Origin of the sequence: Rossellomorea oryzaecorticis, from assembly GCF_038405515.1 — a bacterium.
GTDB classification, from domain to species: Bacteria; Bacillota; Bacilli; order Bacillales; family Bacillaceae_B; genus Rossellomorea; species Rossellomorea oryzaecorticis_A.
Window position 1 is genome coordinate 24130 of the sequence record NZ_JBBYAF010000011.1, and the last position, 15583, is coordinate 39712.

Below are 15583 nucleotides of genomic sequence, written 5' to 3' on the forward strand. Positions count from 1 at the left end.
AATCTCTATAAAGATTTTATCAATCCAACTCAAATGTATGAATTGAAATTAAAACCCCGCCAGCGCCCTGGCATATTCAAAAGGGGTAGGCAGTATATAAGGAAGCACCCGGCGTTCATCCATGGTTCGCTTTGCTTTCCTTTCAGCAGCATAATTTGGCTGCATCTCTAACACCCAAACTTTGCATTTTTCATCTAATATGAAATCAAAAGCAACATCCCCGAGGTGTGTTTCTTCATCATTCTCCATCACGCTTAAAATCTTCATACATAATTGGGTGATTTCAACTGTTTTTTGTTTAACTTGATCTTCACTCAGAAGATAGATTTCTTTAAGAGCTGCTTCTCCCGGCATCACTTTCTCTCTGTTGCTTGAGTTTGAGATTACACTTCCGGCCTTTGCTACTTTCGTTTCCATCCCTGAATACTTCCAGTTTTTTGTTTCCTCCTTTTGAAGGTACAGCCGGAAGTCAATTTTTTTCCCAGAGTGGTTAAAAGGGATTTCCTGTTGAATGATATATCTACTATTTTTCATGATGCTTGAATGTAGTCTCTCTTCCAACGACTCTATGGATTCGATAAGAACCTTCTCTCCGGTACTGCTGGATAATAAATATCCTTTATCCGCTTTTTTTATATGGAAAATTCCCCTGCCTCTACTCAATGAGGCAGGTTTCAAGAAGACGGATTCATATTTTGTAAGCATTTGAACCAGACTGGCTGCTCCTTTATATCTTCTTGTAAAAGGCAAATGCTCTCGTATAAAAGGGATTCTGGACATGTTGAGCCAAAAAGAATATTTATTGTCATTGCGATATGGGTAGTTGAAGATCTTTTCCCCTATATGCTTTTTAAAGTGTCTATAGATGTCCGGCTTCATAGGAGAACGATTGTAGATGGCACCAGGATAAGGAAAGGTGCTTTTTATGAAGGTATTTGCAGTTGGGTCGTAATAATAGCCGGATATGGTTTTAGTAGATTGATGAATCGTTTTACTATTAAAAATATAGATTAACCCTTTAATCTTGTCATAATTTGAAAAACGCAGCTTCGAGGTCTCTTGTTTGGGATTGAACCAGGGTGTTTCCAGAAAACCGATCACCGGACCCAAGAATAATTGATTTTCATTAAAATAGGAATCATATGGGAGGTCCGGGATGGATAGATTTTCGTTCAAACAGGATGAGAGTTTCACTTGATTAAACTTCAGATTATGATCGATTTCAATCATAAGTTCTTTTTTGAAATGACCGAAATTCAGTATGATGGAGGTTGACTCAATGTTTAATCGTTTTAATGTTTCTTCATTCACATGAATATAAAGTGGATCAAGCTCCTTATCAAGATGCACTGAACAGAAATAGGGTTCTTTCATCGCTATGCAGCTCCCTTTATTTTTATAAAAAGCTTTATATCTATGTTGCTTTTTGTACCGCCAGTTTCGCCAGTAATAGAGTGGGATCAATCATCTTCATGTCTGTTTTGAATAAATGAAACAATAAGGGTACTTCAGTGCAGCCGCCTATAATCATGGAAACTCCGGTTTCTTTATAGACATTTAACATTCTATTAAGGTCTTTTATATATGGATTAGATGAAAGATTCCCCAATTTAACATCTTGAATGGCGTTATCAATGATCGTTTGTTCTTCTTTAAGAGGAGTGATTATTTCACAAGGGGTATGATGAAATGCTTTTTGATATAATCCATTATTAATGGTTGTTTCGGTAGCGAGTAAGAGGATTTTATTATGATTATGGGCAGAGTCTTCTTCTGAAAGGATTGATTCCACAGTGTTATCAATGATGCTATAGAATGGTATGTGAATGGCTGCTTTTATTTGCTCCAGCCATATATGGGCTGCGTTGCAGGGCATAATAATGAAATCTGCACCTGCCTTTTCCAATATTATTGCGGATTTGATGAGCTCGGGTAATGAATTAGATTGCTGCGTTCGAGGAGGGACTTTAGGGTTATTGTAAATCAAGATGCGATGATGGTCTTGTTCTGTTTGTACAGGAGTGTTTACTATAATTTTTTGAAATACGTCCAAAGTTGCTGCCGGCCCCATTCCTCCAAGAATTCCTATCGTTTTGGACATTTCATTCTTTCCTCCTTTTTTTAAATTATAAATGATCATTTTAGTAGTAATATATGTTTATGGAAGAGTTGTAGTGTGGACTTTATTCCTTATTATTCATAACTATTTCTAACTTAAAAGGAAAAAACCATACCATAAGTAGGAAAGCCTATTTATGGTATGGCATCTTTTATCTATTTATGAACGTGAACTCCCTGGCTATCGTTCGTTTTAACAAAAAGTTAGTGTTTTATTTGTGGAATATTTATATTTTTTTCATCTTTTAAAGAAACATGCAACTCAAGATTTCGATTAATTGAAGCAAAAAACACATTGTTTATATCGATATTTCCTTTATGAGATAATTGTTGTTCTATCCAAGCGTCATTAAGATTAAAATCCCTCAGGATATTGGAGTAAATTGTTCCTTCTACAATAACAGGAAAGGAAATTGCAGATGTTGTTTTTGTAATGTTCATATCTTCTAACGTCACTGAATTTTTTTGTGGTTTTTTTAATACGCTTAAAGCCCCGTTTGGCTCGATCATTGCTGTTTCAACTTCATTAATATCGAAAATCCCTTTTTCCCTAAGCATTTGAAGTATATTATCAATCGAATAACGAATTTTTTTTAGGTTTTTATCAAGGAATTTTCCATTCTGAACGACAACTGTTGGTTCAAATGTGAGTAATCTCCCTATTTTCCGATTGGAAATTTTCCATTTTGCCACAACCTTTTGGAGGATTCCAATCGCAATGATCGCTACAGCAGTCGGAAGATGTTTAATATTAGGGTCTGCAATGTCGGCTCCAACAACTGCGCCTAATGTTAGGATAACTAAAAAATCGAATATAGGTAACTCTCCGATTGCCCGCTTTCCCATAAATAGGGTGATAATTAATAGTAAGGGTAAAATAGTAATAATTCTCCCAAGGATCAAGAGTAGATCTTTCACAGGTTCAATCATTTTCCCACCCCTTTCTAAACTTTCTAATTTGTAGTGTAATGAAGTTAATCAGGGAAATAGCAATAACTAGCTTAATAGAGAATGGTATTCGTTCCACCGCTTATTCCCCCAGGATCATATCCTCTTTAAAAATAGTACACTATCATTCTTTCCAGGATTTAATCGAAAAATACATATTCAAAAAAATATTGTAATGGTTAGGTGATAGGTGGTGAAACATATCTTCAGAAGATGAGGTTTGGTTATTTCTTTTGCTACCGTGTATTTACGCCCTTTTATGTATAAGATAATGACATATAAAAGGTGGTGACTACTATGGAAACGGTATGGGTTTTTCTGGTTTTAGCAATAGTATCCTTTATTTCCTTATACATTCTCATGAAGAAAATGAACGCCACTAACGTCTTGGGTTCTTATTTTCTATCCAATATCCTGCTTACAAATACCGGTGTAATCATTAATTTAAATTTAAAATTAACAAAGCAAGATCCATCAAATGAGTTAATTTTTTGGACGCAAAAAATTCCTGAGTTGTCACTCAAGCCGGCACTCCTTGTGTGGATCATTTATATTTTGTTCTCTAGTAGACCTATTTTTAAAAAACTTATTCATCTATTCGTCTTTTTAACAGCACTTGTTTCAATTGAAGTCTATTTCGTATCCATTAATTATTTGGAATGGGTAAATTGGAATGTGTTTTATTCCTATTTGCGATACATACTTATTATTATTTTAATGGCTGTTTACGCATTTTATTTAGAAAAAGTTATGCATAGAAACAAAGAGGTGAATACGATATGATTTTCCCTCTCCCTGAGAAATTTGATGAAAATGAACTCTTTATTATCTTTTCCACCATCATTACTTGGGCCATTATGTTTATGTTACCGAAACGGATTTCAGCTGTTACGATCACGATTATTTGGACGTTTAATGTATTTCTTGCATTACTCGCCGATATTACTATTACTGTGAAACCGTATGAACTTTACTTTACGATCGATCATAAAGCGCATGAATTATTTGATGTGGTATTGCACTTTATAACGTACCCCACTCTTCCTTATTTTGTAGTGAACTCTTATCAACATTACAAACCTAAAGGGCTGAAGTTTTTATTATTTGTTGTTTTCTGGGGAGGGGCAGCCACAGCTTTAGAATGGACATCCGTACAATTTAATGTTTTCACTTATACCGGTTGGAAAGTGCATCTATCCTTTCTTGTTTATCTGATTGTGTTTGCCGCTACCATTTGGCTTGCGAACTTTGTTGAAAAGAAATATCCTTCCGTTTGGAATTCGAAGGATCTGAATATGAAAAAAGGGTCAGCCCCCCAGTAAGTTAACGCTCACTGGGGGCTGACCTCTTTTTTAATTAAGATGCATTTATTTTGAAACTGAAAAGCCCTCATCTTCCTTCACTACACTGGCATATTCGTCTAGCAAAGCACGTACTTCATCCGTGGTTTCTGTCTCCATCAGACGATTTCTGAGCTCGCTTGCGCCGCGGAATCCGCGGACGTAGATCTTGAAGAAGCGGCGGAGCGGTTTGAACGGCCGAGGCTCAAGTTCATCGTTGTACTGATCATGAAGATCCAGCTGCAGCCTTAGGAGGTCGAGCAGTTCTTCACTTGTGTGCTCTTTCTTCTCTTTTTCGAAGGCGAACGGATTCTGGAAGATCCCTCTACCGATCATGATGCCGTCTACGCCGTATTTCTCAGCGAGTTCAAGGCCCTTCTGGCGGTCAGGGATGTCCCCGTTGATCGTCAGCAATGTATCAGGGGCAATTTCATCACGGAGTTTCTTGATCTCCGGAATCAGCTCCCAGTGGGCATCGACGTCACTCATTTCCTTTTTCGTGCGGAGGTGGATGGACAGGTTGACGATATCCTGTTCCAACAGGTGTTTCAGCCAGTCATGCCATTCCTCCACTTTCGTATAGCCGAGGCGCGTCTTCACGCTTACCGGAAGACCTCCCGCTTTGGCTGCCTGGATCAGTTCCGCTGCGACTTCCGGACGGCGGATCAGGCCGGAGCCTTTTCCGTTCGCTGCGACGTTATGCACAGGACAGCCCATATTGATATCGATTCCCTTGAAGCCCATTTTTGCCATACCAATACTCATTTCGCGGAAATATTCGGGCTTGTCCCCCCAAATATGAGCGACGATCGGCTGTTCATCTTCCGTGAACGTCAGACGCCCGCGGACGCTGTCTTTTCCTTTCGGATGACAGTAGCTTTCCGTATTCGTGAACTCTGTAAAAAACACGTCAGGTCTCGCCGCTTCACTTACGACGTGGCGGAACACGACATCGGTCACGGCTTCCATCGGTGCCAACACAAAAAACGGCCGAGGCAACTCATGCCAAAAATTATTTTTCATAGTATATTAAACCCTTTCCTTAAGGGAAGCATGTTCCCAAAATTAAAAAGTAAGATGATTTAGTTTATCCACTCCCAGTCAGGGCGGATTTCAACCAGTATATACTTTAATGGTATTGAGCGAAAAGTGCAAGGGGACCGGTTTATAAAATAGAGGAAAAAATGGGTTGTTCCGCCAATGTACCAACTGTGGGGCATACTGGCGGAAGGACCATGCTTCTTGAACTTTATTAAATATAATAAACAAAATATGTAAAAAATTGCTATAATGATTCTTAGGAGTGCAGGGTAACTCCTGCATAATGAATGACAGTAAAGGGGAGCGGTCAATGGCTGAACTGAATGAAAATCCGTTAATAAAGAACGATGAAAAGAAACCGAAGATCAAGGTTGAAAGAAAAGAGGGAGAACCGACTTCCGCATTTAAAGGGGCGAGCTGGGCTGCTTTGGTGATTGGTGTTTCCGCTTATCTGATTGGCCTGTTCAATGCTGGAATGGAACTGAATGAGAAGGGGTATTACTTCGCTGTACTCGTATTCGGATTGTATGCGGCGGTGTCCCTGCAAAAAGCGGTCAGGGACAAGGAAGAGGATATCCCTGTTTCGGGCATTTATTACGGCCTCAGCTGGTTTGCCGTGATAGTAGCAATTGCCTTGATGGCCATCGGACTTTACAATGCCGGCAGTATCATCCTGAGTGAAAAAGGATTTTATGGTATGGCATTCGTGCTTAGTCTGTTTGCAGCCATTACCATTCAGAAAAATATTCGGGATACGCAGGTGGCCAGGGATAGAGATTAATAATAGGGGGCGGTACTGGTTGCGGTACTGCCCTTTTTCGTTCTCCAATTTCGCTTCAAACTCTTTCAGTAACAGGATACTTCCGAGCATTCTTCACCATCTTTTCTTCAATAATCTCTTTCACGTCCAAATCAAGTCTGGAGCAAAGCATGAGCGAATAAATCAGGACATCCGCGATTTCTTCTCGGATGTTTTCTTCATTTTTTTCGAGGGCTTCTTCGCTGCTGATCCACTGGAAGTCTTCGAGCAGTTCGGCGGCTTCTATGGAGATGGAGATGGCGAGGTCTTTCGGGGTTTGGTGGGGTCCCCAGTTTCGTTCGTCTATGAATTGGTTGAGTTTTTTTGTCAGTTCTTTTATTTCGCTCACTTTGCTTCCCCTTTCAAGTGAAAATAATTTAGAAGAGTGATATAGGTATATTTTAACATTATGTGAACGAAAGAACTGGCAAGAATCTTAAATTTCCTGCGCGACAAATACCAATCTGTCTGGAAAAACCCGCACCCATCCACTGAATACCTTGCTTTCAAGAAAAGCATGAAAAAGCTCAGAGATCATTCACCTCTGAGCCGCACTAATCATTTGAGGGTCTTTTCCCCATTATTATAAAGAAGTTGTATGATAGTCCACTTCGATATTCCCGCTTGTGGCCTTGGAATACGGGCAGACCCCGTGTGCTTTTTCAACAAGCTGTTCCGCTTCCGGGAGTTCCACTCCGCCAATCGCAACCGACAGGACAACACCAAGCTTGAAGCCTCCGTCAGCAGGGTCTTTTCCGATTGACACTTCAGCCGTCACTTTGGATTCAATCTTTTTCTTTGCTTGTCTTGCTACCAGGTTTAAAGCACTGTCAAAGCATGCGGCATAGCCGGCTGAGAATAGCTGCTCAGGATTCGTCGCTCCTTCTGCCCCGCTGCCTCCAAGGGATTTCGGCATAGCCAATCCAAGGTCCAATACACCATCACTGCTCTTTACTTTACCTGCACGGCCGCCTTCTGCCGTAGCCTTTGCTGTATATAATGCTTCCATTTCATAACACTCCTTTTAAAAAGTTATATTTCAGTTGTGTACAATTAAATGGTAATGCACATCAAAATGATTGTCAACAATTTAGTTGTGTGCAATTTAATTTGATAATTACTAATGGATTTTGTATGATTATCACAACAATTAGTATGTACAGGAAGGACAAAATAGATATGGATGATGTACTTTTATTGGAGAATCAAATATGTTTCAAAATCTACACAGCGGAAAGGGAAATCACGAGGTTATACCGCGGCCTCCTTGAGGAGATCGGGGTGACCTATCCACAGTACCTTGCCTTGCTTGTCCTTTGGGAGAAGGAGAGGATCACGGTAAAAGAATTGGGGAAAAAGCTGTTCCTTGATTCCGGGACACTCACTCCCATGCTGAAAAGAATGGAGAGCAACGGACTCTTGAGCCGTGAGCGTTCAAAAGAAGATGAACGCAGTGTCATCATCAGCCTGACGGAAAAGGGAGCCAGTTTGAAAGAAAAAGCAAGCTGTATTCCGACGCGGTTATTGGATAGTATAGACTTGGAGGGCGGCGAGCTTGAACAGTTTAATCAAACGTTGACCACGATATTGAGTAAATTAAAGGATAGGGAATAGCGGCTGGCAGGCCGCTATTTTTTTATTTGGGAGAACGTCACGGGGAAAGTAAAATTAGTGGTCATTTTAATAAGTTAGCGGCTTAGTTTTTACTTATTTCCCCAAATGATGGAATTATCATCGAAATTAAAAGATTAATTGTCTAAATTCAAAGATTTGTAAATTTATGGAACCTCATTAGGTTAAGACGACACTTACAAATTCAGCTAAATACAATAAACCTGATGGTTTTACCTGACAGTGGCTGTGGGACTGCTGGTCGCTGCAGTGATCAAGAGCTATGAGGTATTGAAAAAAGCGTTGTAAATGATGGTACCCAAAATGGGTCAGACTCCGTAAGAAACTGCAATCGTTTCCCCGGAAGTCTGACCCCATGTTATCGGTGCATCCAGCCATATTAACGCCCCATGTTTTTACTTTGCTGAAGAAGTTTCGATTCCCCCGTACGCTCCCATTCCTCTACCGTTTTGTACGCATCTTCAGGAGTGTAACCTTTCCCTACAAGAACTCCCATGAGGATGAATTCCTGGAGGATATGGGTGGCATTGATGCCTCGTTTCACGTCCTCCAAGCCTTCTTTTACTAAAAATTCCGTGTGCTTTACCCATTCATCCGGAGTCTTTCCGTGCACTATCTGATTTCCATTTACATTCTCGCTTTCCATCGCATCCGCTTTGGTCGGATGGACCGTCCCGGATGGATGGTTCGGCGGGGCATAGATGGAGTACAGTTTCAACGGGGTGCTGCCTGTGTTGATCACATCATGCCACGTCCCGGCAGGTACAAAGATGGCTGAGTCATCGGCTACATTGCGTTCGAAGGTCAAATTATTTTTGTCTTTCCCCATCCGGACGACTCCCTGGCCTTGTTCAATACGAAGGAATTGATCAACATCAGGATGTACCTCAAGTCCGATGTCATCGCCGACGTCGATGCTCATCAGCGTGACCTGCAAGTGTTCCCCCGTCCACAGGGCCGTGCGGTAAGTATTGTTCTGTTTGGCTGCTTCGTTGATATTCAGTGCAAGTGGATTGGGACCGTAGTCTTTTAATGGGATGGCACGATTTTCATATAAAAACCTCGGATCATAATAGTGGTTTACATTTGCTCCGCCATTAGGGTAAGCAGGGTGAACAGGCTGTCTTACATGCTGTACATTCGCATAATAAGGATAGTGGTGCTGCCATGAATACATGTTCTGACCATTGTACATTTTCCTCAATCCCTTCATAAGTTTTTTCATTTTATCCTATGCATGGGTTGGGGGAATGTACTTAATAAAAAAACCGCCTCCCCCGAGACGGATTTCCGATGATGCCACTCATAAAATGACCCCGCTTCCTCATCATCACGGATGACATAATTTCCGTATTTAATCGATGTCCTAGTGAATTCGATGCCTATCGACAGGATCATCGCCACTATAAAGAGCATGACCAGGACCAACGATAGAGGTTTCAATTTATCAGGTAATTTTGTAAAAAATTCTCAAATATATCTTGCAATACAAGATAGTGGTGAATATAATGAAAATATATATTGCATTACAAGGTAATGGAAGGAGATATTCGATGGCAGATACAACTCAGATGTTAAAGGGGATCCTGGACGGCTGTCTTCTATCCATCATCAAAGACGGGGAGATCTATGGGTATGAGTTAGCAGCGCGGCTTGAGTCTTATGGTTTCACCTCGTTCAGTGAAGGGACCATATACCCTTTATTGCTGCGGATGCAGAAGGAAGGATTGGTCAGTGCCACGTTAAGAAAGTCGACGGCCGGGCCGAAAAGGAAATATTATTCCCTGACCGAAAAAGGTGAGGGGGAATTGGAGTCATTTATCAAGAGATGGGGACAGTTGAGTGCCACGGTTAATAATGTGTTGAATAAAAGGGAGATGTGAGAAATGCTTTCCAAAGAGTCGGAACAGTTTTTGATTGAACTTCGCATGCATTTGATTTCGAAGGGGAAAAACGATAACGAAATCAATGAAATTACGGAAGAATTGGAAGACCATCTGCTCCAGGCAGAGGCAGAGGGGAAAGATGTCACGCATATCGTCGGGGAAAGCCCAAAGAAATATATGAAAAGCATCGGCGAATCGATGAAGACGGATTATCGGCAGCTGGTGGGACTGGTACCGCTGTTCATCCTGTTATTGGCTGCATATTTCAGCCTTGGGCCAGCCATTGAAGGGAAGTTTTCGCTGTCGGGAGGCATGATCATGATCGCATCGGTTGGGGCAATCATCGGGGGGCTGATCTATGCTGTCCTATTATTCAAAGTGCTGCCTGGATACATCCAGTCTAAATGGAGGTACTTCCTGTTACTGGGGACCATGCTTCTCGTCACCGGATTAGGCGTCGCCGTCTTGTTTTGGTATAATACGCAGGATTTTAAGCCGGTTTTTACAGCGACACCTTTACAAAATAATCTGATTCTCGCTGCTTGTATCTTGATCTTCATTGCAGCGGCCCTCTATACAAAAACGTGGTTTACGATCATCATCCCTCTGTTTCTTTCGCTTGGTCCGATTGCGAGCCGGTTCATTCCGGAGGATGTCAATGAGGATCCGACTATGCTTCTATATACGATCATCCTGCTGGCGGTCATTTCTACTATTGCCATTTTCGTTTTGATTAGGAGGAAGAAAAAGCAGAAACAGCCTACGGTATAGTTTCAACATTGAAGCTCATGGATTGCTCCTGGGCTTTTTTAATATGATTCTTTCATTTTAAAATGTGAGAGAAAAGGTGTATACCCATATGTGTATATCAGGTGAGGGATTAACGGAATATGTTGAAAAATCGGTAGTTCGCGCATATATTTTAGATTTCGCTCTTAAAAAGAAAATTTCGCTCTTAAATTTAGAATTTCGCTCATAAAATCAAATTTCCGCTCATAAATCCTGCCCAATACCCCCGCCACTCCGAAACTTCATAGGAATTTCAGAGCCGGAGCGACAAAACGCCAGCGGAAATCAAGATTTCTTTTATAAACATTTAAAAAAAGCAAAAACGCATGGTGATTTCTCGTGAAAACCCATGCGTCGTTGCCTTGTATAGCTTATATATAGAAGGTCCGTTACGATTCTACAATCGAATCAGTTTCTTCTATCAAGCCTCTTTCCTTTTCTTAGTGAAGTAGATAACCGCTTCAACAACAAAAATCACCAATACCGACAACCCGAACAGCGGCATAAGGATCCCAAGGATCGCCAGGGTGGCGAGGGCTCCAATCGACCATGGCTTGTTGATCCTCTTCGGACCCTTCGCTTCACCAGGTTTCATCCGCTTCATCCATGACATGAAGCCCATCGCGATCGCTGCGAGGAAGGCGATGCAGACGAGCAGATTCAGGATCTTGTTGGCCATCCCGAATAGATGCCCTTCATGAAGGGGGATTCCCCACGTGAACCATTTGCCGATGATACCGTAATCCTCAAAGTCTATTTGGGCGATCAAATCCCCTGAGTACTGATCGAAGTAAGCGGTTGTTTCTTCGTCCGGATTGACATCTAGTCCGGTGACACCTGTGTTGCTTCCTTTAGACACCGTGAAAACACCCTTTTCATCAGAAGGATAGACAATGGAGAACGGTCTTGAAATATGTTTCTCCCCGGATTCCGTGATGATATCTTCGATGGTTTTCTGGCCGTCTATGGTGTCATGTGAGCTGCTATCGGTGTGATGTCCCGCGTGCCCCTTATGTTCCGAAGCGGGCTGGTCCAGGCTTCTAGTCGCCCATGGAATCTCATCGACATCCGATTGTGGGGGATTGTAGCGCAGTTCCGTCCTGCCCCAATCAGGATGATCGGCTGCGAATTGCCCAATTTTACTTCCTGTAAAAACAGACCATGGGATCCCGGTCAACACAATGATGATGAGAGGTACGGCAACAACAAGTCCCAGGGCGGCATGAATATTTTGGAAGCGCAACTTCCTGGATTGACTCTGAAACAGCTTCTTCCTGAATGTCATATATGTCCCCGACACGATCAGGAAAATCGCCCAGCAAGCCGTGAGTTCGACCAGATAGCGGACAAAGGTATGCTCGGTCAACAAAGAACTGTGGAAAGTCCTCATGAAATTGGAATAGGTGTTTTTTGAATCCAGGCTTGCGACGATCTGGTTGTTCTCGTCGAGGAACACGTACTGTGACGTCCCTTGGTCATTACTGATCGTTACCCTGTTATTATAAGGCTCCTCAATCATGCTGATCTTACTGACGGAGTAGCCGTTGTATGTATCTTTTATTTCTTCGATCGCTTCATCCATGCTTTGCCTTTCCTTGTTATCACTTTGCCCGAAAAATTCATGTTCATAAATCATATTTTCGACTTCAGGATAAAAGAGAAACCCGATCCCTGAAAGGGTCAGTGTCAGCAATAATGGTGTGATGAACCAGGCTGCATAAAAATGAAGCCTTCTGAATGGATTGAATGTGTTCCTGTTCATATGAATCTCCTTCTCTTGCTTTATTCGGACTGAATCGTCTTCATCATTTATTCTAATAAGAAAATGTGTTGAAAGAATGAAATATAAAGAGTTTTTTTCAACAGTTTAAGAAACCTTGGCATCGCTAGAAAGATGGGATAAAAACCGAAATTGCTACCTATTGAAGAACAATATTATTGTGGATTCTATATGCCGCTATTGATTTCCGGGTAAGACTTCGCTTTCCGCGGGTGACCCGTGATCCTCCTCGGTCGTACCTCCCTGCGGGTTCTCACATTAGTCACTTCTCCCGCAGTAGTCTGCGAATTGCACTCCAATCAACCGCTGGACAAAACAAAAAAACCGAACTATGTTGAATCCCAAATTCAACATAGTTCGGACTTGCTTAGAATAAAAAGTTTAGTTCCAGCCTCTTCTTAACTATTTCAAAAATCTCTTCAGGAGCAGTACTTCCTCATACGTAAATGGTTTACCGCCGTAGCGGACCTTTTCATAAATCGGTATGATTTCTACCGGGCCTTTTATCCGTCCGAACCATTCGTGGATGGTTTCGTGGCTCCGTTTTCTGTTTAGAGTGTTTAAATGACTCTCCCAGTCGAACAGTAACTGACGGATCACGTTTAAATTTTCTTCGGAAATGGTAAAGGCCATTTCCGAAGAATCTTGCATTTCATTGGATATAACAGCATACCGGGATTGATCTGGATCCGGCGGACCTTCTTCTTTATCTTTCCGCTTTTTCTTTTTGTAACGGATATACCAGAAGAAGAAAACAACAGAGAGAATCACGTAAACCCCGTATTTCTTCACTGCATCCACAAAACCCTTCCCACTTCCATCTTCACCCGAAAAAGGATCCACAAACCAAGGTAAATATTCATCCACAACGATTGGCTCATCGAGACGTCTATCACCCCATCCTCCGCTCCAGGGTTTCGAATCGAAGACCCACTCTCTATCAGGATCCTCTACATGATAATAGTCCTTGACCTTTCCGGCTGCCACATTAAAAACATTCATCAACACTAGGCTCGCACCTGCACAGATAAGGATAAAAAGGATCGTAATCCCTGCTTTTTTCAACTCAGTCACATCTACTCATTCCTCCTTCATCTCTTGATATGAAGCAGCTGTTCACGCACAGTCGGCTCAGGTGGAGTCCCGATGATCAAACCTAGTGATTTAGTATCTTTTGCCCTCAGTGAATGCTGGTAGAAGCGTTCGGAGGGAAAGAATCTCCCATTGGGGTTGATGAGTGCAAGTGTCTCGATCAACTTCCTCAGTTGTGAGCGGTCGAGGTCGTTCTTGAGGCGCATAATGTCATGGTGTTCCGTCGCATAATTCACCCAAAGTTCCACCTTGCAGCCCTCTTTTATGAGGTAGAGGCAGACCGACACGGTGTATTCGATCAGTTCCTCCATGTCCTTCCTGAGATGAAACTGTCCGGCTCCGACCATGTTGAGGAAGATGGAATAAAGGTCGCCGTGGACTTTTTGATATTTTTTCGCAAGGAGTTTGTTCTCTTTTGCGGTAGCGAGCCAGTGGATATGCCTGAAACTCTCATTCTCGTAATCTTTCGTCCCGATGATGCTCGTCTCATCCATAAATAAGGAGTAGTTTGTCTGTTTGTATCCCTGAAGAATGGATTTCAGTTTTAAATCACGGATCTTCTCGATACGGGGAAGAATTTTGAATGAAGGAAGGTCATTCTTTCCGCTTTCCACCCGATACGCTTGGAGGAACAGCGGATCCTTCACTAAAAACTCAAGATTACTCAACCGGTGTATTCCCCGGCCTTTCCCCTTAAGGGTGACGGTGATCGTTTTTTGTGTTCTCGCGGGGAGGTCCAGGGATATGGAGAAAATGCTGCTTTCATCATCCCCGCCAGTAAATACCACTTCACTCCCGCTCCTGCTCTCCATGTTCAATTTCAGGCGATACATGGGGAGAGCGGAATCGTTGCGGATCTCAATCTGGCAATTTACCAATTCATCGATACTTGATGCGTCATGGTACTTCTTGATCTTCCAGGAAACCTTCTTAACCTGCATATTTAGATAGATTCTCGAGAAGAGTGCCAGGGAGAGAACTGCAGAGAAGAGAAAGGCAAGAATGGAATACCCTGCGAAGCTGCTGATGATAAGCAGGATCACGTTCAAGATCAAGACCAGCGGCGTAAAGAGGAAGGGTGGTTCGTTATGGATCTTCATGGTGCTTCGACCGGTACGGAAATGCTGTCAAGAATTTCGTAGATGACCGCTTCCTTGGAGGTTTTCACTTCCCCTTCCACATTCAGCGAGATCCTGTGCGCCAAGATCGGCAGGGCCAGTTCCTTTACATCATCCGGTATACTGAAATCCCTTCCATACAAAAAAGCCCTTGATTGGGCAGCTCTCATGTATGCAAGAGATCCCCTGGGGCTAACCCCGACATCCACATACTGGTGCTGTCTAGTTGCCTGGACGATTTCCATCAAATAATCCTCGACCTCTTCTGAAACAACAACATCCTTCACCTTCTGCTTCAACTGGATGACGTCTTCGATGGAAATCACACTATCGATGATGTCGAGCGGATTGGATGAACGGAATCTTCTCAACATCATTTTTTCTTTTTCAGGTGACGGGTATCCCTGCCTGATCGTGAGCAGAAAGCGGTCCAGCTGTGCATCCGGCAAAGGGAAGGTTCCGATGGAGTCGTATGGATTCTGTGTTGCGATGACACAAAACGGCTTGGGCAGATGATAGGTGGCACCGCCGAGAGTGACATGCTTTTCTTCCATCAGCTCAAGCAGGGCGGACTGTGTCCTCGGGACGGCACGATTAATTTCATCAATGAGGAGGACATTGTTAAAAACAGGCCCCTTCCTGACTTTAAAGTCACTCGTTTTCACGTCAAAGTATTCCTGTCCTACAATATCGGAAGGAAGTGTATCGGGGGTGAACTGGAGCCGGTTGAACGTCCCGTCGATACTTCTCGAAAAACATTTCGCCATCGTTGTTTTCCCTGTGCCGGGAACATCTTCGAGCAAGATATGGCCGTCACTCAACAGGGCTATAATCATTAACTCAATTTCTTTCTCCTTATCGATCATTACTTTTGCTACATTTTCTTTTATATGCTGCAGCATTTCCTCACCCCTTTTCGTTTAGTCTGAACATTCCAATTATAACATTTTTTTACATTTATGGTGGAATTCATTTCCGAATCTGATAGATAAAGTGGCTCCTGTTTTGCAAGAATAGAAGGCAGGATTAAAGCCTGACTT

Annotated in this window: 17 protein-coding genes; 6 read left to right on the top strand and 11 right to left on the bottom strand. The window is 42.3% G+C overall.

The genetic code is table 11. From position 1 onward, the window contains the following. Positions 1 to 48: 48 nt before the first annotated feature. From AAEO50_RS07405 to AAEO50_RS07415, 3 genes are all read right to left on the bottom strand, one after another. Complete coding sequence (locus AAEO50_RS07405) at positions 49 to 1374, bottom strand: YheC/YheD family protein (protein WP_341982058.1); 1326 nt, start codon at positions 1372 to 1374, stop codon at positions 49 to 51. 40 nt (positions 1375 to 1414) lie between these two features. Next, on the bottom strand, positions 1415 to 2101 hold the full coding sequence (locus tag AAEO50_RS07410; protein WP_341982061.1) for an aspartate/glutamate racemase family protein: 687 nt from the start codon (positions 2099 to 2101) through the stop codon (positions 1415 to 1417). A 221-nt stretch (positions 2102 to 2322) separates the two neighbouring features. Then, entirely contained in the window at positions 2323 to 3048 is a 726-nt protein-coding gene (locus tag AAEO50_RS07415; protein ID WP_341982063.1) for a DUF421 domain-containing protein, read from the bottom strand. A gap of 315 nt (positions 3049 to 3363) precedes the next feature. Here AAEO50_RS07415 and AAEO50_RS07420 point away from each other — a divergent pair, with 315 nt between their 5' ends. Next, a complete protein-coding gene (locus AAEO50_RS07420) occupies positions 3364 to 3849 on the top strand; it encodes a hypothetical protein (RefSeq protein WP_341982065.1) in 486 nt (161 codons plus the stop codon). Continuing rightward, on the top strand, positions 3846 to 4388 hold the full coding sequence (locus AAEO50_RS07425; RefSeq protein ID WP_341982067.1) for a hypothetical protein: 543 nt from the start codon (positions 3846 to 3848) through the stop codon (positions 4386 to 4388). The genes AAEO50_RS07420 and AAEO50_RS07425 overlap by 4 nt, the downstream gene beginning before the upstream one ends. A 45-nt stretch (positions 4389 to 4433) precedes the next feature. Here AAEO50_RS07425 and AAEO50_RS07430 read toward each other — a convergent pair whose 3' ends face one another. Beyond that, positions 4434 to 5429 (bottom strand): tRNA-dihydrouridine synthase, encoded by a 996-nt coding sequence (locus tag AAEO50_RS07430; RefSeq protein WP_341982069.1) that lies wholly within the window; start codon positions 5427 to 5429, stop codon positions 4434 to 4436. 328 nt (positions 5430 to 5757) lie between these two features. On the opposite strand from AAEO50_RS07430, the gene yiaA reads away from it, so the two are divergent. Further along, the gene (gene yiaA, locus AAEO50_RS07435) at positions 5758 to 6228 is read left to right on the top strand and encodes an inner membrane protein YiaA (protein WP_341982071.1); all 471 of its coding nucleotides are present in this window, start codon (positions 5758 to 5760) and stop codon (positions 6226 to 6228) included. 55 nt (positions 6229 to 6283) lie between these two features. Here yiaA and AAEO50_RS07440 read toward each other — a convergent pair whose 3' ends face one another. Further along, on the bottom strand, positions 6284 to 6595 hold the full coding sequence (locus AAEO50_RS07440; RefSeq protein ID WP_341982073.1) for a nucleotide pyrophosphohydrolase: 312 nt from the start codon (positions 6593 to 6595) through the stop codon (positions 6284 to 6286). Between the two features lie 234 nt (positions 6596 to 6829). Next, positions 6830 to 7255 (bottom strand): organic hydroperoxide resistance protein, encoded by a 426-nt coding sequence (locus tag AAEO50_RS07445; protein WP_341982075.1) that lies wholly within the window; start codon positions 7253 to 7255, stop codon positions 6830 to 6832. Positions 7256 to 7425: 170 nt separating this feature from the next. Here AAEO50_RS07445 and AAEO50_RS07450 point away from each other — a divergent pair, with 170 nt between their 5' ends. Continuing rightward, the gene (locus AAEO50_RS07450; protein WP_425383168.1) at positions 7426 to 7860 is read left to right on the top strand and encodes a MarR family winged helix-turn-helix transcriptional regulator; all 435 of its coding nucleotides are present in this window, start codon (positions 7426 to 7428) and stop codon (positions 7858 to 7860) included. 397 nt (positions 7861 to 8257) lie between these two features. Here the strand turns inward: AAEO50_RS07450 and AAEO50_RS07455 are convergent, their stop codons facing one another. After that, positions 8258 to 9055 carry a cupin domain-containing protein gene (locus tag AAEO50_RS07455; protein ID WP_341982079.1) on the bottom strand — a complete coding sequence of 266 codons (798 nt, stop codon included), beginning with the start codon at positions 9053 to 9055 and terminating at the stop codon, positions 8258 to 8260. A 376-nt stretch (positions 9056 to 9431) separates the two neighbouring features. Between AAEO50_RS07455 and AAEO50_RS07460 the strand changes: the two genes are divergently transcribed. Next, positions 9432 to 9761: a PadR family transcriptional regulator gene (locus tag AAEO50_RS07460; protein WP_341982081.1), complete on the top strand. Its 330-nt coding sequence runs from the start codon at positions 9432 to 9434 to the stop codon at positions 9759 to 9761. Between the two features lie 3 nt (positions 9762 to 9764). Beyond that, on the top strand, positions 9765 to 10535 hold the full coding sequence (locus AAEO50_RS07465) for a DUF1129 family protein (protein ID WP_341982083.1): 771 nt from the start codon (positions 9765 to 9767) through the stop codon (positions 10533 to 10535). Positions 10536 to 10974: 439 nt separating this feature from the next. Here the strand turns inward: AAEO50_RS07465 and AAEO50_RS07470 are convergent, their stop codons facing one another. From AAEO50_RS07470 to AAEO50_RS07485, 4 genes are all read right to left on the bottom strand, one after another. Beyond that, positions 10975 to 12315: a PepSY domain-containing protein gene (locus AAEO50_RS07470; protein WP_341982085.1), complete on the bottom strand. Its 1341-nt coding sequence runs from the start codon at positions 12313 to 12315 to the stop codon at positions 10975 to 10977. Between the two features lie 420 nt (positions 12316 to 12735). After that, positions 12736 to 13407 carry a hypothetical protein gene (locus AAEO50_RS07475; RefSeq protein ID WP_341982087.1) on the bottom strand — a complete coding sequence of 224 codons (672 nt, stop codon included), beginning with the start codon at positions 13405 to 13407 and terminating at the stop codon, positions 12736 to 12738. Positions 13408 to 13424: 17 nt separating this feature from the next. Then, positions 13425 to 14525: a DUF58 domain-containing protein gene (locus AAEO50_RS07480; RefSeq protein ID WP_341982089.1), complete on the bottom strand. Its 1101-nt coding sequence runs from the start codon at positions 14523 to 14525 to the stop codon at positions 13425 to 13427. Then, the gene (locus AAEO50_RS07485; RefSeq protein ID WP_341982091.1) at positions 14522 to 15445 is read right to left on the bottom strand and encodes a MoxR family ATPase; all 924 of its coding nucleotides are present in this window, start codon (positions 15443 to 15445) and stop codon (positions 14522 to 14524) included. The genes AAEO50_RS07480 and AAEO50_RS07485 overlap by 4 nt, the downstream gene beginning before the upstream one ends. Positions 15446 to 15583 lie beyond the last annotated feature (138 nt).